Source organism: Serratia sp. ASV30, from assembly GCF_016428815.1.
In the GTDB taxonomy this organism is placed as follows: Bacteria; Pseudomonadota; Gammaproteobacteria; order Enterobacterales; family Enterobacteriaceae; genus Chania; species Chania fonticola_C.
This window is the reverse complement of record NZ_JAELTL010000003.1, coordinates 78,023-98,378: the sequence shown is the minus strand read 5'-3', so window position 1 is coordinate 98,378 and position 20,356 is coordinate 78,023. Positions and strand designations below refer to the sequence as shown.

The following is a 20,356-nucleotide window of genomic DNA, read 5'->3' as shown; positions in this document are numbered from 1 at the left end:
AGAGAATAATAGTCTTAATAGGGTAGCAAACTCTGCCAAAGATGGCTTTCGGACGTATCCCATCTGTGTAAGGAAAAATGACAGTGAAATCAGAGGGCGGAGGGCTAATCAAAGCGTAAAGTGCCTGGCGAGCAGCGCCCGGGTGAAGTTTTTCTTCAGATAAAAGCCGCGCGGCAAGGTCAGGATTGGTTGGCCCTGTTCGCCGGTGGCTTCGGTCAGTGCCTTGTTGTTGGCCGCTTTTGGCCGCAGCTGTAGCACTTCGCCATGGCGGGCAGTGATCCGTTCAACCTGGCCGAGTACGATAAGATCCATCAGCTCTTCCCAATCCCGGCGCAGCATCTCGGTTTCTTCCTGATTGGGCTGCCACAGCAGCGGGCAACCTACGCGGCGCTGTGCCAACGGGATTTGTCGTTCGCCCTCCACTGGGATCCATAGTACGCGTGCCAGTTTGTGGCGTACGTGGCTACTTTCCCAAGTGACGCCGCTATTGCCTGTCAGTGGGGCTACGCAGACGAAAGTGGTTTCCAGTGGGTTACCGGCGGCGTCGACCGGGATGGTTTTCAACTCAATGCCCAGCTCTGGGAAATCCTGTTCAGGTTTACTGCCCGCCATGGCCCCCAGATATAGCTCCAGCAGCATGCCGACCCAACCTTTATCCCGTTTGAGATCCTTGGGGATGCTGACCTGCGCACGGGCTGCCAGTTCGCCAAGGTTAAAGCCAGCCAGCGCCTGAGCACGGGCTAATAATTGCTGTTCGTTTTCTGGTGGCAGAGGGGATAAACACGCCATAAATCAGACCTATGCATTGTGGTTAAAAAACGTACCGAATTTACTCACAGCCTTAAAAGGGAAAAGCTGGCTGGGGAAAACAACAATAGTAGCATGATTTTGCATGACTTTTTGGCTACCCAATCGCGGTAGAAAATTTTCAGTGCGGGGTTGTGCACCTGTAGCCACCGACAATAAACAGGATCTTACACCTATTTATCCACAGATTTCTGGGATAACCCAACTTTTTACCGATCACTGGTTTGATTTACAGCCTTGACGCGGGGCATTTTTTACGAATTTGGCGGTTTTATAGGTCACTGGGTATAATAATCTGTGGATAAAATCCGCATTGGTGGATCTTTCACCAGAGAAAGATCCAAAGCGTGCATAGATCACATTTTTACCCTGTTCATAACTGCTTTTGAGTCATTAATGCATTGTATTTAAAGAAATAATTAAAAATTGAAAATACGGCATATTTTAAGTTCAATCGAGTTTTCCCGGCTTATCCCTAGAGTTCTTCACACACCTATCCACAGAAAAAGTGAATAAAACCGCCCTCGAACCTCGTTACATGTTTATAACTTTGCCATTATCTGTGAGTTATCCCAATGTTATTCGAGCGACGGCGTTGCAAAGCAGTGGTTTACCGCCTGTGGCTTGTGTGAAACAATCAGGTTATCAATACGAATTTATGCTTATCGAGGTAGTCCGGTGATCGATGATGATGGCTACCGCCCGAATGTTGGTATCGTAATCTGTAATCGTCAGGGGCAGGTCCTATGGGCCCGCCGTTACGGTCAGCACTCCTGGCAGTTTCCCCAAGGGGGAATAAACCCTGGCGAAACGCCTGAGCAGGCGATGTACCGTGAGCTGTTCGAAGAAGTGGGGCTGAGTAAAAAGGATGTGCGTATCCTGGCCTCTACCCGCAACTGGTTGCGCTATAAATTGCCAAAACGTTTGGTGCGTTGGGACACAAAGCCGGTTTGTATCGGCCAAAAGCAGAAATGGTTTCTGCTGCAGTTAATGTGCAATGACGCGGATATCAACATGCAGCGCAGCAGTACGCCTGAGTTTGACGGCTGGCGCTGGGTGAGTTTCTGGTATCCGGTGCGCCAGGTGGTGTCGTTTAAACGTGACGTGTACCGCCGGGTTATGAAAGAGTTTGCCGCAACCGTCATGCCAATGCAGGAACTGGCAGCACAGCGGCAGCCTCCTGCTTATCGCCGAAAGAGAGGTTAAGTCAAACCGACTATGCTCACGCGCTTGCGAGAAATTGTTGAGAAAGTGGCCGCGGCGGCCAGTCTGACAGATGCGCTGGATCTTTTGGTCAATGAAACCTGTCTGGCGATGGACACCGAAGTCTGCTCGATTTATCTGGCAGACAACGACCGCCGCTGTTATTACCTGATGGCGACGCGCGGGTTGAAAAAGCCCCGTGGACGCACTATTGCCCTGGCCTTTGACGAAGGCATCGTCGGCCTGGTCGGGCGGCGGGCGGAGCCGATCAACCTGGCGGATGCCCAAAGCCATCCCAGCTTCAAATATATTCCGCAGGTCAAAGAGGATCGTTTCCGATCCTTCCTTGGCGTGCCGATCATTCATCGCCGCCAGCTGCTTGGCGTGTTGGTGGTGCAGCAACGTGAACTGCGCCAGTTTGACGAAAGCGAAGAATCCTTCATGGTTACCTTGGCCACCCAAATGGCCGGGATCCTCTCGTTATCACAGCTAAACGCCATTTTTGGCCAGTATCGCCAGACCCGCATTCGGGCGCTGGCTGCGGCTCCTGGCGTGGCGGTGGCGGAGGGCTGGTTAGATAGTAGCCAGCCTTCACTCGATCAGGTGTATAAAGCCTCCACGCTGGATACCGTCAGCGAGCGCGAACGCCTGACACAGGCGTTGGAAGAGGCTGGGGCAGAGTTTCGCCGCTTCAGTAAGCGTTTTAGCGCCAGCTCGCAAAAAGAGAGCGCGGCGATCTTCGATCTCTATTCCCACCTGCTCAACGATGCTCGCCTCAAACGTGAACTGTACGCGGAGATCGATGCCGGTTCGGTGGCCGAATGGGCGGTAAAACAGGTGATTGAAGCCTTCGCAGCCCAGTTTGCGACCTTGCAAGATACCTATATGCGCGAGCGTGCCAGCGATCTGCGCGCGCTTGGCCAACGCCTGCTATTCCACCTCGACGATACCACCCAAGGGGCCAGCCAATGGCCAGCCCGTTTTGTGCTGGTCGCCGATGAGCTGACGGCGACCCTATTGGCCGAAGTACCGCAGGATCGCCTGGCTGGCGTGGTAGTGCGGGACGGTGCTGCCAACTCCCATGCCGCGATCCTGGTGCGGGCCATGGGTGTGCCAACGGTGATGGGGGCAGACATCCAGCCTGCGCTGTTGGCCCAGCGAATGCTGATTGTTGATGGCTATCGCGGCGAGCTGCTGGTCGATCCGGAACCGGTGCTGGTGAAGGAATATCAACGTCTGATCAGCGAAGAGCAGGAGCTCAGCAAGCTGGCAGAAGACGACGTTGAACAGCCCGCAGAGCTGAAAAGCGGTGAGCGGATCCAGGTGATGCTGAACGCTGGCCTTAGCCCGGAACATGAACAACTGCTGGGTGCGCGCGTGGACGGCGTTGGCCTGTACCGTACCGAGATCCCGTTCATGCTGCAAAGCGGCTTCCCGTCGGAAGAGGAGCAGGTGGCGCAATATCAGGGCATGCTGCAACTCTTCTATCCGCATAAGCCGGTAACGCTGCGTACGCTGGATATCGGTGCTGATAAACAACTGCCCTACATGCCGATCAGCGAGGAAAACCCGTGCCTTGGTTGGCGGGGGATCCGCATTACGCTGGATCAGCCAGAAATCTTCCTGATCCAGGTGCGTGCCATGCTGCGTGCCAATGCGGGAACCGGCAATCTGGGGATCCTGTTGCCAATGATCACCAGCCTGGAAGAGATCGACGAGGCCAAACGCCTGATCGATCGCGCCGGGCGAGAAGTGGAAGAGATGCTGGGATACGATATTCCCAAACCGCGGATCGGCGTAATGCTGGAAGTGCCGTCGATGATCTTCCTGATCCCTTATCTGGCCGCTCGCGTCGATTTTATCTCGGTGGGAACCAACGATTTAACTCAGTACCTGCTGGCGGTGGATCGTAATAACACCCGCGTTGCCTCGCTGTATGACAGCCTGCATCCAGCCATGCTGCAGGTACTGAAATTGATCATCGAGCAGGGGACGGCGGCCGGTCTGCAGGTCAGCCTGTGCGGTGAACTGGCGGGCGACCCGATGGGCGCTCTGCTGCTGGTGGGAATGGGTTACCGCAATCTGAGCATGAACGGGCGCAGCGTCGCACGAATCAAATATCTGTTGCGCCATATCGAACTGGAAGACGCTCAAGGGCTGGCCCAGCGGGTATTGAGCGCCCAGATGACCACCGAGGTTCGTCACCAGGTAGCGGCGTTTATGGAACGGCGCGGCATGGGGGGGCTGATCCGCGGCGGCCGTTGATTGGGCGTTGCCCAGCCCGTTAAGCGTAGACCTATTTTTTTACAGAACTTTTCCCGGCCGGTGAGCCCGGACGTGGTTAAGCCTATGTTATGATGCGCCATCTCAATGCGGTGCTCCCGTTGCACGGGTTTTGCACCGCGTTTGGCACCTGCCGCCCCCGTTTGGGGATGAATAACAGACATATTGTGGTGATAGATGAGCACTAGCTATCTGGCGTTTCCAAAATTTGATCCGGTGATTTTCTCTATCGGCCCGGTCTCTTTGCACTGGTATGGTTTGATGTACCTGGTTGGCTTTGTTTTTGCCATGTGGTTGGCGGTACGCCGCGCGAACAAGCCCGGTAGCGGTTGGACCAAAGACGAAGTGGAAAACATGCTGTATGCCGGTTTCCTTGGGGTCTTTATCGGTGGCCGTGTCGGTTATGTATTGTTCTACAACCTGCCGCTGTTCCTGGATAACCCGCTCTACCTGTTCAAAGTCTGGGATGGCGGTATGTCATTCCACGGCGGCCTGATTGGCGTGATCGCGGTGATGCTGTGGTTTGCCCGTCGTACCAAGCGCAACTTCTTCCAGGTCTCTGATTTTATTGCCCCACTGATCCCGTTTGGTCTTGGCGCTGGCCGCCTGGGCAACTTTATCAACGGTGAGCTGTGGGGGCGTGTCACTACCGATACACCTTGGGCGATGCTGTTCCCAAGCTCGCGTACGGAAGATATCGCCATCGCTGCCGCCAATCCTCAACTGCTGCCGCTGCTCAATGAATATGGCGTGTTGCCACGTCATCCGTCGCAGCTGTATGAAATGGTGCTGGAAGGCATCGTGCTGTTTATCATTCTGAACCTGTTCATCCGCAAACCACGTCCGATGGGGGCCGTTTCGGGCCTGTTCCTGATTGGCTATGGCACATTCCGCATTATCGTCGAAGCGTTCCGCCAGCCGGATGCCCAGCTTGGCCTGTTTGACGGGGTGATCAGCATGGGGCAAATCCTGTCCGTGCCGATGGTGCTCGCCGGTATTATTATGATGATCTGGGCGTATCGTCGTCGTCCACAGCAACAACAGTCGTGAGGAAAAATGAAACAGTATCTGGATTTGATGAACAAAGTGCTCGCCGAGGGCACCCCTAAAGCCGACCGTACCGGCACTGGCACGTTGTCGATTTTCGGCCACCAGATGCGTTTCAACCTGCAGGAAGGTTTCCCGTTGGTGACCACCAAGAAATGCCACCTGCGGTCGATCATTCATGAGCTGCTGTGGTTCCTGAACGGCGATACCAACGTGGCGTATCTGCGCGAAAACAACGTCAGTATCTGGGACGAATGGGCCGATGAAAACGGCGATCTTGGCCCGGTCTATGGCAAGCAATGGCGTGCCTGGGGCGCGGCGGATGGTCGCCAGATTGACCAGCTAAGCACCGTGTTGCAACAGCTGAAACAGGACCCGGACTCGCGCCGTATTATTGTTTCTGCCTGGAACGTGGGTGAGCTGGATAAGATGGCTCTGGCACCGTGCCATGCCTTCTTCCAGTTCTATGTGGCGGACGGCAAACTCTCTTGCCAGCTGTATCAGCGCTCGTGCGACGTGTTCCTGGGCCTGCCGTTCAACATTGCCAGCTATGCGTTGCTAGTCCATATGATGGCGCAACAGTGCGATCTGGAAGTGGGCGATTTCGTCTGGACCGGTGGTGACACCCATCTGTATAGCAACCACATGGAGCAGACGCAGCTGCAATTAACCCGCGAACCGCGTGCGTTGCCTAAGCTGGTGATCAAACGCAAGCCAGCCTCGCTGTTTGATTACCGCTTTGAAGATTTTGAGATTGAAGGCTACGATCCGCACCCGCCGATCAAGGCTCCTGTCGCTATCTGATTTGCTGAGGGCCGTATCCGGCCCTCTTTCTTAATCCCGCTGAAAGTTGGCGCGCCACATGCTGCGCCCGTGCTGCATTGCCAAAAATGCGAAGCCGTACTCAATTTCCCCCAGCTTGTTACCTGCTAACTAAAAATTCTGCGCATCATTTGCCAGCCTGAGAAAAGGTGCCTTTCATCGTGCCTCTGGCCGATTACACTCGCCGTATGAACCGATATAAAAATAGCCCCGAACACCACCAAGGCCTGACGCTGATCGAACTGATGATCGTGATGGTCCTGGCGGGGATGCTGACCTCTTGGGGGGTTAGCCAGTGGCATCACTATCAACAGGCGCTGCGGTTGGAGCAGACTGCCCAGCAACTGCTGGCATTTTTAACGCGCTTACAGGCCGATGCCAACTGGCATAACCGCAACGCTTTATTGTGGTTTCGGCCAGGCAAAATCTGGTGCATAGGCAGCGGCCCGCAGGTGGCATCCTGTACTGCACTGGCGGGCTGGGCCTTTACCCCAGAACACCTGGATGTGGAGCTACAAGGTTATACCCAAAAGGAGATGGGATTTTATGGGGTGCGCAACAATGCCCAGGCCGGGCATATTCTGCTAGGCAATCATGCTGGCCGCATACGTCTGGTGCTCTCCGCCAAAGGGCGACTGCGTCTGTGCAGCGAAGAAACCGCCATCCGGAGCCTGCCCTTATGCGAACCTTAGAACCAGGCTTTACCCTGCCGGAGGTGCTGCTGGCGATGACTTTCGGCAGCCTGATAGCATTGGCGGCTGCGAAAACCTTACCGATACTGCGTCAGCAGACGGTTGATATGGGCCGTCATTATCGGTTGGATCTGGTGTTACGCCAGCTGGCTTTCGGGATTGAAAAGGATCTGCGCCGTAGCGGGTTTTGTGCCGGGCAGTGTCAGGGGCGTTCGCTGCTGATTAGCCATGCGGCAGGGGAAGCGCCGGGCAGCTGTGTGATCGTGGCCTACGATCTTGACCGCAATGGCAACTGGGACAGCGGTGGCGATGCCGAGTATTTTGGTTACCGCCTGCGGGCCGGTGGGCTGGAGGGGCAAAGCGGCGTGATCCAGTGCCAAGGCAGTGGCTGGGAACGTTTGCTCGATCAGGAAGCGGTCCGGATTGAGTCTTTTTCTGTCAGCCAGATTGCAGGGCGCGATGGCAAATCCTTGATGTTGTTTGCCCTAAGTGGCCGCTCAACGGTGCGGGCAAATATAGAACGCCGCCTGGAGTGGGCGGTTAGCATGGAGGCACCCTAGAGATGGATAGGCAGCAGGGGGGCAGCACATTGGCTGCGGTGATGCTGTTGCTGGTAATGGGGCTGATGCTGCTCACCGCCCAGCAGCGGCAATTGGACAGCGCGCTATTGCTGGCTGTCGATCAGCAACGTTACCTGCGGGCCTATAACCAGGCGGCTTCGGCACTAAGCTGGGGGCTGGCGCAGTCGTGGCCACGGGAGTCTCTACAGGCGGACCATTGGTCCTGTCAGCAGATAAGCGGCGAGGCGCTGCAAGCCTGCGCTCGGCTCTCTGCCCGTACCGGTTTGGTGATGGTTCGTGGGGCTGGGGATATCGCGGGATCTGAGCCCTTGTGGCTATACCAACTGGCTACACAACAAGGCGGGGCTGGCGGCCACCTGCTGAAAGCGCAAAAAGGCGGCTGGCTGGATTTTTGCCCGGAAAAGCGGGAAAGCGATTGTGCTGAATAAACGGACAGGCTGGCGAACTCAACGGGGTTTCAGCCTGCCTGAAGTGTTGATCGCGGCATTGTTGTTCGCCGTCTCGCTGCTCGGGCTGTTACACTATCAGCAGGTGTTGTTGCAGGCTTTTCAACGGCAGTGGCAATATCGACAGGCCTGGTCGCTGGCGCACCAACAGCTGGAAATATTCAGTGCCGGTGCCGAAATAAACCATGCCATATCGCTACCGCCTAATTGGCATTACCAAGTCGAAACCCTCCAGGCGCAAGGCTCATGCCTGAAGCGCACGGTGAAAATACAAACGCCGCTGCAGCAACAGGTTGAACTCAGCCGTTGGTATTGCGGGCTGTAGCGCGGGCCTTACATGTAGCGCCCCTATGTAGTGGGCCGGTGAGGTTTGTCAGTCGTCTTGATCGATATCCCTCTCTATATTGGTCGAGGTGTTCTCGATCGGTTCCCTCTCCCTTTGGGTTAGGGTGAGGGGACGTTGAGTCAGTAGTTGGTAATGCCCTTTTACGCTTCCAAGGAGCCTCATGTTTACGGTTTATCATTCCAATCAGTTGGACTTGCTGAAAACGCTGACCAGCGCGCTGATAGCCAGAGAACCTTTGGCCGATCCGTTTCAACAGGAAGTGGTGCTGGTGCAAAGCCCCGGTATGGCGCAGTGGTTGCAGATGCAGCTGGCCGAGCAGTTTGGCATTGCCGCGAATATCGTTTTCCCGCTACCGGCGACCTTTATCTGGGACATGTTCACCAAGGTATTGCCCGGTATTCCCAAAGAGAGCGCCTTTAGCAAAGATGCCATGACCTGGAAGCTGATGTGGCTGCTGCCAGGCATGCTGACCCGGCCCGAGTTTGCTCCTTTACAGCATTACCTGACCGATGACGCCGACAAGCGCAAGGTCCACCAGCTCGCCGGGCGCGTTGCCGATCTGTTTGACCAATATCTGGTTTATCGCCCGCAGTGGCTGGAGAGTTGGCAGCGTGGGGAGGTGGTCGAAGGGCTGGCAGAGGCGCAAAGCTGGCAAGCTCCCCTGTGGCATCGGTTGGTGGAATATACCCACGAGCTGGGCCAGCCCGAATGGCACCGCGCCAACTTGTATCGCCGGTTTATCAGCGCGCTGGAGAATGCCACTCAATGCCCTGCGGGGTTGCCGCCACGGGTATTTATCTGCGGGATTTCTGCCTTGCCGCCAATCTATCTGGAAGCGCTGCAGGCTTTGGGTAAACATATTGATATCCATCTGATGTTTACCAACCCTTGCCGCTATTACTGGGGTGACATTCAGGACTACGCCTTCCTGGCCCGTTTGCAGAGCCGTAAACGCCGTCACTATCACCAGGCACGCGAGCAAGGCTTGTTCCGTCAGCCAGAACAGGCAGCCCAACTATTTGATGCCGAGGGTGAGCAACAGCTGAGTAACCCGCTGTTGGCTTCCTGGGGGAAGCTGGGGCGCGATCATCTGTATTTACTGTCGCAGATGGAGGCGGTGCAGGAAGTGGATGCCTTTGTCGAGATCCCGGCAGATAGCTTGCTGCACGCTATTCAGCACGACATGCTGGAGCTGGAAGATCACGCACTGATCGGCACCACGCCAGAAACCCTGGAGCGCAGTGACAATAAGCGCCAGCTCGATCCGCAGGATCGTTCCATCAGTCTTCATGCCTGCCATAGCCCGCAGCGCGAAGTCGAGGTGCTGCACGATCGGTTGCTGGCCATGCTGGCAGAAGATCCCCACCTTACCGCGCGCGACATCATCGTGATGGTGGCGGATATCGACAGCTACACCCCGTATATTCAGGCGGTGTTTGGCAATGCGCCCGCCGGGCGCTATCTGCCGTTTGCCATTTCCGATCGTAAGGCCAGGCAGGCGCATCCCGCGCTACAAGCCTTTATTTCCTTGCTTGATCTGCCGCAAAGCCGTTTTACCTCAGAGCAGGTATTGGCGCTGTTGGACGTGCCCGCGTTAGCGGCGCGTTTCTCGATTCAGGAAGAGGGGTTAAGCCTGTTACGCCACTGGACTGGCGAATCCGGGGTACGTTGGGGGTTGGATGATGACAACGTGCGTGAGCTGGATCTGCCCGCAACCGGGCAGCATACCTGGCGGTTTGGTCTGACGCGGATGCTGCTGGGCTACGCCATGGACAGTAATGCCGGAGATTGGCAGGGCGTATTACCTTACGATGAATCGAGTGGATTAGTGGCCGAACTGGCCGGGCAACTGGCCGATCTGCTGGCACAACTCAGCCGTTGGCGGCAAATCCTCAGCGAAGAGCGGCCGTTAGCCGAATGGCTGCCGCTGTGCCGCCAACTGCTCAATAGCTTCTTTGAGACGGACAGCGAAACGGAAGAGGCGTTGGCGCTGATCGAAGAGCAGTGGCAGAAAGTGGCCAGCTTTGGCCTGGCGGCACGCTATCCCGATGCCGTGCCGTTGACGCTGCTGCGCGATGAACTGGCCGCACGGCTCGATCAGCAACGCATCAGCCAGCGTTTCCTGGCCGGCCAGATCAACTTTTGTACCCTGATGCCCATGCGTTCCATTCCGTTCAAGGTGGTCTGCCTGCTGGGCATGAACGACGGTGTCTACCCTCGCACCTTGCCGCCGCTGGGGTTTGACCTGATGGCGCAGCAGATTAAGCGGGGCGATCGCAGCCGCCGTGACGATGACCGCTACCTGTTCCTGGAGGCGATCCTCTCTGCCCAGCAGCAGCTATATATCAGCTTTATTGGCCGTTCCATTCAGGACAACAGCGAGCGCTATCCTTCCGTATTGGTCACTGAACTGTTGGAATATCTGCAGCAAAGCTATTGCTTGCCCGGCGATGAAGGGCTGGATGCGGACGGCAGCGCACGCAGGGTCGGTGAGCACTTGCTTAAACGTCATGCGCGTATGCCGTTTGCTGCGGAAAACTTCCTGCCGGGGAGTGAAGATCAAAGCTATGCGGCAGAATGGTTGGCCGCTGCCGATGGTCGTGGTGCTGCACATCCGGAATTTAATCAACCGCTGGCGGTGGAAGAGAAAACCCAGGTTTCTCTTGATGAACTGCTCCGTTTTTACCGCCATCCAATCCGTGCCTTCTTCCAGCTACGTCTTGGCGTTAACTTTATTCTGGAAGAGACCGAACTGCCGGAAGACGAGCCTTTTACGCTGGATAACCTCAGCCGCTATCAGTTCAACAGCCAATTGCTGAACACGCTGATCGAGGGGGAGGACGCCGGCAAGTTATACCAACGGGTACGGGCATCGGGAGGATTACCTTACGGAGCTTTCGGTGAGATTTACTGGCAAAAGCAGCAGGAAGAAATGGCGGAGCTGGCCGAACGGGTGCGTGAACAGCGCCAGGAGAATGGCAGCCTGGAGCTGGATATCGACGTGGCGGGCATGCGTATCACCGGTTGGCTGCATCAGGTACAGCAGGATGGCTTGCTACGCTGGCGGCCAGCAACGCTTTCGGCCGTAGACGGTATCTTACTTTGGCTGGAGCACCTGGTGTATTGCTGCGTTGGTGGTAGCGGCGAAAGCCGCATGTTTGGCAGCAAGAATTCCGCCTGGCGCTTCGCTGCGCTTACGAGCGAGGAGGCCCATCAGCAGTTGGCTGAGCTAGTGGCGGGCTACCGCCGTGGCTTGTCGCAGCCGCTGATGCTGCTCAATAAAAGCGGCTGGGCCTGGTTGAGCCAATGTTATCAGGCGCAAACGCAGCAGATAGACTGGGATGAAGAAGTCCAGGTCAAGGCGCGTGCCAAGCTGCTGCAAGCCTGGCAGGGCGATCAGCGGATCCCGGGCGAGGGGGCAGATCCCTATACCCAGCGCGTTTTCCGCCAAATGGATAATGTTCGCCTTGAACAAATCCTGAAAGAAACAGAGCGTTACCTGCTGCCCGTGGCCCGCAATAACCTGGGGTAACACCCCCTCGGTGATACAGGTCGCAGTGAGATGATAAAAATTTTACGCTTTTATACTCAACCATTGAGGTTAAGTCTGGTCTTACATAACGTATAGGCATATACGTTGTAGACGTGGCGTACGTTACGCCCCCAACGATGTGGGCTATAGTGAGTTGAGTGTTTAAAACCGTAATGCTTTGAGTTAGAAATTGAATTTCATTGGGCATCGCTTCCGGTTGTGTCATTTTGCACCATGCTGTCACCGTCAGGGAGTTGGCGTGACAGCCAGAGAACAGGGGTTTATTTTGGATATGCGCAGACTGTTGACCCGCATTACCGGGTTGATGTTATTGGTTATGTTTTGGGCGCCGTTAAGTTGGGCCGCACAAGGCTGGCAACCGCTGGCGGAAAAGATCAACAAAAGCGATCACGATCCGCGTGAATATCAGGCTATCAAGCTGGATAACGGCATGACCGTGCTGCTGGTGTCTGACTCGCTGGCACCAAAGTCACTGGCTGCCCTGGCGCTGCCGGTAGGCTCGCTGGAAGATCCCAACAGCCAACTTGGCCTGGCTCACTACCTGGAACATATGGTACTGATGGGCTCCAAGCGCTATCCAGAACCCGAAAACCTCTCCGAGTTTTTGAAAAAGCACGGTGGTAGCCACAATGCCAGCACCGCGTCTTATCGCACCGCATACTATCTGGAAGTGGAAAACGACGCTTTAGAGCCGGCTGTCGACCGCATGGCCGATGCCATTGCCGAACCCATTCTCGATCCCGGCAACGCGGACCGTGAACGCAACGCGGTGAATGCCGAGTTAACGATGGCGCGCTCCCGTGACGGTATGCGCATGGCGCAGGTTGGGGCAGAAACCCTTAATCCGGCTCACCCTAGCGCACGTTTTTCTGGCGGCAACCTCGAGACTTTGCAGGACAAGCCAGGCAGCAAGCTGCATGAAGAACTCGTTGGTTTCTATCAGCGTTACTATTCTGCCAACCTGATGAAGGGCGTGCTGTACAGCAACCAATCCTTGCCTGAACTGAGAGCGCTGGCGGTCAAAACCTTCGGCCGCATTCCTAACCACGATGCGAAAGTGCCACCGATCACCGTTCCGGCGGCCACCTCGGAGCAGCAGGGCATCATTATTCATTATGTTCCGGCGCAGCCACGTAAACAGCTTAAGGTCGAATTCCGTATCGATAACAACAGCGCCGAGTTCCGCAGCAAAACCGATACCTATATCAGCTACCTGATTGGCAATCGCAGCACCAATACGCTTTCCGACTGGCTGCAGAAGCAGGGGCTGGCAGATGCCATCAATGCGGGTGCCGACCCGATGGTCGATCGCAACGGCGGCGTATTCTCAATCAGCGTTTCCTTGACCGACAAGGGGCTGGCAGAGCGTGACAAGGTGGTGGCAGCGATCTTCAGCTATCTGAAAATGCTGCAGGGCGAAGGGATCAAACAAAGTTATTTTGACGAGATCGCCCATGTGCTGAATCTGGATTTCCGCTACCCGTCGATTACCCGCGACATGAATTATATCGAATGGCTGGTGGACACCATGCTGCGCGTACCGGTAGAGAATACGCTGGATGCGCCGTACCTGGCCGATCGCTACGATCCTAAAGCCATTGCTGAACGCCTGAGCCAGATGACGCCACAAAATGCGCGTATCTGGTTTGTCAGCCCGAATGAGCCGCACAACAAAACGGCATACTTTGTTGATGCACCTTATCAGGTTGAGAAAATCAGCGCGGAACGCTTCGCGAAATGGCAGCAGTTGGGTAAAGATATCGCGCTTTCTCTGCCGGGGTTGAACCCTTATATTCCGGATGAGTTTACCCTGAACAAGCCCTCACATGAGTTTACCAAACCGGAAATGGTGGTGAACCAGCCAGGGCTGCGGGTGCTGTATATGCCAAGCCGCTATTTTGCCGATGAACCCAAGGCCGATGTGACGGTAGCTTTGCGTAACGCCAAAACCATGGATTCGGCGCGTAATCAGGTGCTGTTCTCGTTGATGGATTATCTGGCGGGGATCTCGCTCGATGAGTTGAGCTATCAGGCTTCGGTGGGCGGGATTAGCTTCTCTACCGCGCCCAATAATGGCCTGATGTTTAGCGCCAATGGTTTCACCCAGCGCTTGCCACAGCTGTTGACCTCATTGATTGAAGGCTACTCCAGCTTTACTCCAACGCAAGAGCAGTTGGAACAGGCGAAATCCTGGTATCTGGAACAGTTGGATTCCGCCGAGAAGGGCAAAGCCTTTGAGCTGGCGATCCAGCCAGTACAGATGCTGTCCCGCGTGCCTTACTCCGAGCGCAGTGAACGCCGTGAAGTGCTGAAAACCATAACGTTGCAAGACGTGCTGGCTTACCGCGACAGCCTGATGGCCGGGGCCACGCCGGAGTTGCTGGTAGTGGGTAATATGAGCAAGCAACAGGTGGACACGCTGGCCTCTTCACTGAAGCACAGCCTGGGTTGTACCGGTGTGGAATGGTGGCATGGCGAAAACGTCGTGATTGATAAAAACCAGTTTGCCAATCTGCAGCGTCCTGGCAGCAGCACCGATTCGGCGCTGGCGGCGGTGTATGTCCCAACGGGGTATGACGAAGTGACCAGCATGGCGTATAGCTCATTGCTGGGGCAGATCATCCAACCTTGGTTCTACAGCCAATTGCGTACCCAAGAGCAGCTCGGCTATGCGGTGTTCTCCTTTGCGATGCCGGTTGGCCGCCAGTGGGGCATCGGTTTCCTGCTGCAAAGCAACAGTAAGCAGCCAGCCTATCTCTACCAGCGCTATCAAGATTTCTATCCGAAGACGGAAAAGCGCCTGCGTGAATTGAGCGATGCCGATTTTGCCCAATACAAACAGGCCATGATCAATGAGTTGCAACAGCGTCCACAGACCTTAGGTGAAGAAGCGGGCCGTTTCAGTAGCGATTTCGATCGCGGTAATTTCGCCTTTGATACCCGTGAAAAGCTGATCGCCCAGGTGCAGACTCTAACGCCTGCCAAACTGGCGGATTACTTCCATCAGGCGGTGATTAAGCCACAGGGTCTGGCACTGTTGTCTCAGGTGAGTGGCAGCAGCCAGCAGAAAGCCGACTTTGCTGCGCCGGGTGAAGGTTGGGTGACCTATCCTAACGCCTCGTCCCTGCAAAAAACGCTGCCTCGTAAAGTGGCGACGCCATGACGAAAGGCGTTCCTCAGCGGCTTGATCCACTGACGTTGCCACTGTTTGGTGAACGGCTGATCGAAGCCTCGGCAGGGACAGGGAAGACCTTCACTATCGGCGCTTTGTATCTGCGTTTGCTGCTTGGCTTAGGCCAGGCAGCGGCGTTTCCACGGCCGCTCACGGTAGAAGAGATCCTGGTGGTTACCTTTACCGAAGCGGCGACAGAGGAACTCCGGGGTCGCATTCGCAGCAATATCCACGCATTACGCATTGCCTGCGTACGTGGGCATAGCTCAGACCCGCTGTTTGCCGCGCTGATGGCGGAGATTGGCGATCTGCCAGAGGCCGCAGCGCAATTGCTGGCTGCCGAGCGCCAGATGGACGAAGCGGCGATCTACACTATCCACGGTTTTTGTCAGCGAATGCTCACTCACAACGCATTCGAGTCGGGCATTCTGTTTGAACAAACGCTGGTGCAGGACGAACTGCCGTTGCGCCGTCAGGCCTGCGCCGATTTTTGGCGGCGTCACTGCTACCCATTGCCACTGGGCGTTGCCCGGGCGGTTAGTCAGGAGTGGAGCGGCCCAGAGGCCTTGTTGAGCGATCTCTCAGGCTATCTGCATGGCGAAGCTCCCACTCTGCGTCAGCCCCCTAAAGATGAAGAAACGGTGCTGATGCGCCATGAACAGATAGTTGCGCGGATCGATGCCCTCAAGGCGCAATGGCAGGCATCGGCGGCCGATCTGGAAGCGCTTATCAGTCAGTCTGGCGTCGACAAACGCAGCTACAGCAGCAAACATTTACCCAACTGGCTGAATAAGGTCGGGGAATGGGCGGGCCAGGAAACCGAAGATTACCAGTTACCTAAAGAGCTGGAGAAGTTCCGCCAATCGGTGCTGCTGGAGAAAACCAAAAAAGGTGAAGCCCCGAGGCATCCGCTGTTTGTGGCGGTTGATGAGCTATTTGCCGAACCCTTGACCCTGCGTGACCTGATCATGGCACGGGCGCTGAGTGAAATACGCCTTTCTATTCAACAGGAAAAACGCCAGCGTGCCGAACTGGGTTTTGACGATCTGCTCAGCAGGCTGGATGCGGCACTGCAAAGCGCCGGTGGTGAACAATTGGCGTTGGCGATCCGTCAGCGTTATCCGGTGGCGATGATCGATGAGTTTCAGGATACCGACCCACAGCAGTACCGGATCTTCCAGAAACTGTATGTTGGCCGGGAAGAGTGTGGTCTGCTGCTGATTGGGGATCCAAAACAAGCGATTTACGCCTTCCGTGGGGCAGACATTTTTACCTATATGAAGGCTCGCTCGGAGGTAAGTGCCCACTACACCTTAGAGACCAACTGGCGCTCATCACCGGCTATGGTTGGCAGCGTTAACCGCCTGTTTGCTCAGGTGGAAAAGCCGTTCCTGTTTGGCCAAATCCCGTTTATCGAGGTGGCTGCCGCAGCGAAGAATCAGGAACTGGTCTTCGAGTGGCAGAATAAACCGCAACCGGCCATGCAATTCTGGTTGCAACCCGGGGATGGGGCCGGAGTAAGTGATTACCAACAATTAATGGCGCGCTTGTGCGCAGCCCAGATCCGCGACTGGCTGAGTGCCGGGCAGGCCGGAGAAGCCTGGCTGGTCAAAGGAGATCAACGCCGTCACGTTCAGGCATCGGATATAACCATTCTGGTGCGTAGCCGCGCCGAAGCGGCGTTGGTGCGTGACGCACTCAGCGCGCTGGCCATCCCCTCGGTTTATCTTTCCAACCGTGACAGCGTGTTTGATACGCCGGAAGCCAAAGATTTACTTTGGCTGCTACAGGCGGTGCTGGCTCCCGAACAGGAGCGAACCCTGCGTTGCGCTTTGGCCACCGGGCTATTGGGGTTGGATGCCTTGACGCTGGATGGGCTAAACCATAACGAGTCCGCTTGGGATGATTTGGTCAACGAGTTTGATGAATACCGTAGCCACTGGCTTCGCCGTGGTGTGTTACCGATGCTGCGTGAGGTGATGGCCAAGCAGCATCTGGCTGAAAACCTGCTGGCCAGCCCAGGTGGCGAGCGCCGTTTGACCGATGTCATGCACCTGGGGGAGCTGTTGCAGGAAGCCACGGCGCAGTTGGATGGTGAACATGCGCTGGTACGTTGGTTGGCGCAGCAGATTGCTCAGCCGAATCGCCAGTCGGATAATCAGCAACTGCGGCTGGAAAGCGACCGTCATCTGGTGCAGGTGATCACTATCCACAAGTCGAAAGGGTTAGAGTTCGATCTGGTGTGGCTGCCTTTTGTGGGGAATTTCCGTCAACAGCAGCAGGTGCTATACCACGATCGCCAGACCTTTAAAGCCCTGCTGGATCTTAATGCCAACGAAGAAAGCGTGGCCTGGGCGGAAGAGGAGCGTTTGGCGGAGGATTTGCGCCTGCTGTATGTGGCGCTGACACGTTCGGTGTATCACTGCAGCATCGGTATTGCGCCGTTGTTCCTCGGTACGCGCAAGAAACAGGGCGATACGGATTTGCACCGCAGCGCGCTGGGATATCTGGTGCAGGCTGGGCAGGCGGGCGATGCGGCCTATCTGCAAACCTGCCTGCAGCAGTTGGCAACCCAAGGCATTGCGCTGTCGCTGGTAGATGCGCCAGGTGAACAGAGCTGGCAGCCGCAGACGGCAACCGCTGCAGAACTGGCGGCCAGGCAGTTCCCACGCAGGATGCAGGACTTCTGGCGGGTAACCAGCTATACCGGCTTGCAACAGCATGGCTCAAGCCGGATGCAGGAGCTGTTGCCGCGCCTGGACGTTGATGCCGTTGGTGAGGGCGATACGGTTACACCCCCCGCATTTACTCCCCATACTTTCCCGCGCGGTGCGGCCCCTGGCACTTTCCTCCACAGCCTGTTTGAGGAGCTGGATTTTACCCAACCGCTAGATGAGCAGTGGCTGCTGGAGCAGTTACAACAGCAAGGGCTGGAGGAGCATTGGTTGCCGGTATTATCCGGCTGGATGCACGTGCTGCTGAATGCGCCACTTAATAGCAGCGGCGTCGCGCTATCCGCCTTACCGTCGGGAGCCAGGCAGGCAGAATTACAGTTCTATCTGCCGATCGGTGGCCTGCTGCAAGCGCAGCAACTGGATGAGTTGGTAAAACGCTACGATCCCCTTTCTGCTGGCTGCCCGGCGCTGGATTTCCAACAGGTTCAGGGCATGCTGAAAGGCTTTATCGATCTGGTATTCTGCTGGCAGGGTAAATACTACCTGCTGGATTACAAATCCAACTGGCTGGGCGAAGACAGCAGCGCCTATACCCAAGAGGCGATGGCGCGGGCGATGGCGGAACACCGCTACGATTTGCAATACCAACTCTATACCTTGGCGCTGCACCGCTATCTGGGGCATCGCCTGGCGGATTACGATTACCAGCGCCATTTTGGCGGGGTGATTTATCTGTTTTTACGCGGGGTAGATGCCGAGCATGAGGGCAACGGTATTTTTGCCTGTCGTCCGGAGTATGCTCTGGTTGAAGGAATGGATCGCCTGTTTAGCGGTGAAACGGCCAACGTTGAGGATGGGCAATGATTGAGATTTTGCATCAGGCGTTGGCTCTGGGCGCCTTGCGACCGCTGGACGTGCAATTTGCCCAGGTGGTTGCCAACGATGATGAACCGGATATCCTGCTGGCCGCCGCCTGCCTGAGCTCGGAGGCCGGTGCGGGCCACGTTTGTCTGTTGCTCGAACAGCTATTGCCGGAAAATCTGTTTGATGGCCGCCAGCCTGAGTTGGCCCTGGCTGCCTGGCAGGCCTGCGGGCAACCGGACGTGGCGAGTTGGCAACAGCGTCTGGCGAGATCGCCTGCGGTTAGCGATGGCAGTACGGCAACGCCGATGGTCCAGCAACAGCAGCGGCTGTATCTGCAGCGCATGTGGCAGAGCGAAGGTGACGTCGCCACTTTTATCAGTAGCGACAGTGTGCCAGAGGAACTTGAAGAGGCGCAGCTACGCACCATTCTCGATCGGTTATTTGGCGTGGCTACGGACGAACCCGACTGGCAAAAAATTGCCGCAGCGGTAGCCGCCACGCGCCGCATCGCGATTATTTCCGGCGGCCCCGGCACCGGCAAAACGACCACCGTTGCCAAGCTGCTGGCGGCACTGGTGCAGTTGGCGGACGGGGAGCGTCTGCGCATTCAACTTGCTGCGCCTACCGGTAAAGCAGCGGCTCGTCTAACCGAATCCCTGGGAAGCGCTAGCCGTCAGTTGGATCTAACCCCGGAGCAACGAGCTCTGTTCCCTACGGAAGCGGCGACGTTACACCGCTTGCTGGGGGCCCAGCCAAACAGTCAGCGCATGCGTTATCACCGGGGGAACCCGCTGCATCTGGATGTGCTGGTAGTGGATGAAGCTTCGATGGTGGATTTGCCCATGATGGCAAGGTTGATTGCTGCCTTGCCCCCCAAGGCGCGAGTCATCTTCCTGGGCGATCGCGATCAACTGGCCTCGGTGGAGGCTGGAGCCGTGCTGGGAGATATCTGCCGGTTTGCCGAGCAGGGATATAGCGAAGCCCGTGCGGCACAGTTGGCGCGTCTGACCGGTTGCCCCGTGCAAGGGCAGCCAGCGGAGGCCGAGGCAGCGGTGCGCGATAGCCTGTGCCTACTGCGCAAGAGTTACCGGTTTGATGCCAAATCCGGCATTGGCCAGTTGGCTTTGGCGGTGAATGCTGGCGATAGCAAGCGTGCCCTGGCAGCGTTGAACGGCAGCTATGCCGACGTAGCGGGTTACCCGCTGGCAGAAACCGAAGATTATCAACGGCTACTGGATAGCTGCGTTGCCGGTTATCGCGACTATCTGCGGCTGGTGGCAGAAGGGGCGGGGGCCGTGACGATCCTGGATGCCTTTGGCCGCTTCCAGTTGCTTTGCGCACTGCGCGAAGGGCCATTTGGCGTTGCCGGGCTGAATGAGCGTATCGAAAGCGGGCTGCAGCGTGCCGGTTTGATTCGGCGTAATCCTGGCCCCGCCGGGCGTTGGTATTTAGGGCGGCCGGTGATGATTGGCCGCAACGATAGCGCGCTGGGGTTGTTTAACGGCGATATTGGCATTGCCTTACCCGGTGAGGGCGGCGATCTGCGCGTGCATTTCCAATTACCGGACGGCAGCATTAAATCGGTACAGCCTAGCCGCTTACCGGCGCATGAAACCGCCTATGCGATGACGGTACATAAATCACAGGGGTCGGAGTTCGACCATACGGCACTAGTGTTGCCGAATCATTTTCTGCCGGTGCTGACCCGCGAACTGGTTTATACCGCCATTACACGTGCACGCCAGCGGCTTTCGCTGTATGCGGTAGACAAGGTGTTGGTAAGCGCCATCCGCACCCCCACGCAGCGCCGCAGCGGGTTGGCCGAACGCTTGCAGATCGGGAAGTAACAACGAGGGGGCGCAGCA

General features: G+C 56.5%; 13 protein-coding genes. 12 read left to right on the top strand and 1 reads right to left on the bottom strand.

Going from position 1 to position 20,356, the window contains the following annotated elements; genetic code table 11:
• Positions 1-108: 108 nt before the first annotated feature.
• Positions 109-789 (bottom strand): DNA mismatch repair endonuclease MutH, encoded by a 681-nt coding sequence (gene mutH, locus JHD74_RS01990; protein WP_024529472.1) that lies wholly within the window; start codon positions 787-789, stop codon positions 109-111.
• A 696-nt stretch (positions 790-1,485) separates the two neighbouring features.
• Between mutH and rppH the strand changes: the two genes are divergently transcribed.
• From rppH to recD, 12 genes are all read left to right on the top strand, one after another.
• Positions 1,486-2,013: an RNA pyrophosphohydrolase gene (gene rppH, locus JHD74_RS01985; RefSeq protein ID WP_021179868.1), complete on the top strand. Its 528-nt coding sequence runs from the start codon at positions 1,486-1,488 to the stop codon at positions 2,011-2,013.
• A gap of 12 nt (positions 2,014-2,025) precedes the next feature.
• Positions 2,026-4,275: a phosphoenolpyruvate--protein phosphotransferase gene (gene ptsP / locus JHD74_RS01980; RefSeq protein ID WP_024484280.1), complete on the top strand. Its 2,250-nt coding sequence runs from the start codon at positions 2,026-2,028 to the stop codon at positions 4,273-4,275.
• Between the two features lie 195 nt (positions 4,276-4,470).
• Positions 4,471-5,343 (top strand): prolipoprotein diacylglyceryl transferase, encoded by an 873-nt coding sequence (lgt, locus tag JHD74_RS01975; protein WP_024529473.1) that lies wholly within the window; start codon positions 4,471-4,473, stop codon positions 5,341-5,343.
• A gap of 6 nt (positions 5,344-5,349) precedes the next feature.
• Positions 5,350-6,144, top strand: a complete 795-nt coding sequence (gene thyA / locus JHD74_RS01970) for a thymidylate synthase (RefSeq protein ID WP_024484282.1) — start codon at positions 5,350-5,352, stop codon at positions 6,142-6,144.
• 206 nt (positions 6,145-6,350) lie between these two features.
• On the top strand, positions 6,351-6,854 hold the full coding sequence (locus tag JHD74_RS01965) for a prepilin peptidase-dependent protein (RefSeq protein ID WP_074031383.1): 504 nt from the start codon (positions 6,351-6,353) through the stop codon (positions 6,852-6,854).
• On the top strand, positions 6,842-7,414 hold the full coding sequence (locus JHD74_RS01960) for a prepilin peptidase-dependent protein (protein WP_024529475.1): 573 nt from the start codon (positions 6,842-6,844) through the stop codon (positions 7,412-7,414). The genes JHD74_RS01965 and JHD74_RS01960 overlap by 13 nt, the downstream gene beginning before the upstream one ends.
• 2 nt (positions 7,415-7,416) lie before the next feature.
• Positions 7,417-7,863 carry a YgdB family protein gene (locus tag JHD74_RS01955; protein WP_024529476.1) on the top strand — a complete coding sequence of 149 codons (447 nt, stop codon included), beginning with the start codon at positions 7,417-7,419 and terminating at the stop codon, positions 7,861-7,863.
• The gene (locus JHD74_RS01950; RefSeq protein ID WP_370505603.1) at positions 7,853-8,206 is read left to right on the top strand and encodes a prepilin-type N-terminal cleavage/methylation domain-containing protein; all 354 of its coding nucleotides are present in this window, start codon (positions 7,853-7,855) and stop codon (positions 8,204-8,206) included. The genes JHD74_RS01955 and JHD74_RS01950 overlap by 11 nt, the downstream gene beginning before the upstream one ends.
• 181 nt (positions 8,207-8,387) lie before the next feature.
• On the top strand, positions 8,388-11,759 hold the full coding sequence (gene recC / locus JHD74_RS01945; RefSeq protein ID WP_199061447.1) for an exodeoxyribonuclease V subunit gamma: 3,372 nt from the start codon (positions 8,388-8,390) through the stop codon (positions 11,757-11,759).
• Between the two features lie 292 nt (positions 11,760-12,051).
• Positions 12,052-14,943 carry a pitrilysin gene (gene ptrA / locus JHD74_RS01940; RefSeq protein ID WP_199061511.1) on the top strand — a complete coding sequence of 964 codons (2,892 nt, stop codon included), beginning with the start codon at positions 12,052-12,054 and terminating at the stop codon, positions 14,941-14,943.
• Entirely contained in the window at positions 14,940-18,491 is a 3,552-nt protein-coding gene (recB, locus tag JHD74_RS01935; RefSeq protein ID WP_199061445.1) for an exodeoxyribonuclease V subunit beta, read from the top strand. The genes ptrA and recB overlap by 4 nt, the downstream gene beginning before the upstream one ends.
• A complete protein-coding gene (gene recD, locus JHD74_RS01930; RefSeq protein ID WP_024529480.1) occupies positions 18,488-20,338 on the top strand; it encodes an exodeoxyribonuclease V subunit alpha in 1,851 nt (616 codons plus the stop codon). Before recB ends, recD begins: the two co-directional genes overlap by 4 nt.
• Positions 20,339-20,356 lie beyond the last annotated feature (18 nt).

Coding starts and splice junctions, on each gene's coding strand:
- thyA (WP_024484282.1), top strand. CDS start 5,350: ATGAAACAGTATCTGGATTTGATGAACAAAGTGCTCGCCGAGGGCACC.
- JHD74_RS01955 (WP_024529476.1), top strand. CDS start 7,417: ATGGATAGGCAGCAGGGGGGCAGCACATTGGCTGCGGTGATGCTGTTG.
- ptrA (WP_199061511.1), top strand. CDS start 12,052: ATGCGCAGACTGTTGACCCGCATTACCGGGTTGATGTTATTGGTTATG.
- recD (WP_024529480.1), top strand. CDS start 18,488: ATGATTGAGATTTTGCATCAGGCGTTGGCTCTGGGCGCCTTGCGACCG.
- mutH (WP_024529472.1), bottom strand. CDS start 789: ATGGCGTGTTTATCCCCTCTGCCACCAGAAAACGAACAGCAATTATTA.
- lgt (WP_024529473.1), top strand. CDS start 4,471: ATGAGCACTAGCTATCTGGCGTTTCCAAAATTTGATCCGGTGATTTTC.
- recC (WP_199061447.1), top strand. CDS start 8,388: ATGTTTACGGTTTATCATTCCAATCAGTTGGACTTGCTGAAAACGCTG.
- JHD74_RS01960 (WP_024529475.1), top strand. CDS start 6,842: ATGCGAACCTTAGAACCAGGCTTTACCCTGCCGGAGGTGCTGCTGGCG.
- ptsP (WP_024484280.1), top strand. CDS start 2,026: ATGCTCACGCGCTTGCGAGAAATTGTTGAGAAAGTGGCCGCGGCGGCC.
- recB (WP_199061445.1), top strand. CDS start 14,940: ATGACGAAAGGCGTTCCTCAGCGGCTTGATCCACTGACGTTGCCACTG.
- JHD74_RS01965 (WP_074031383.1), top strand. CDS start 6,351: ATGAACCGATATAAAAATAGCCCCGAACACCACCAAGGCCTGACGCTG.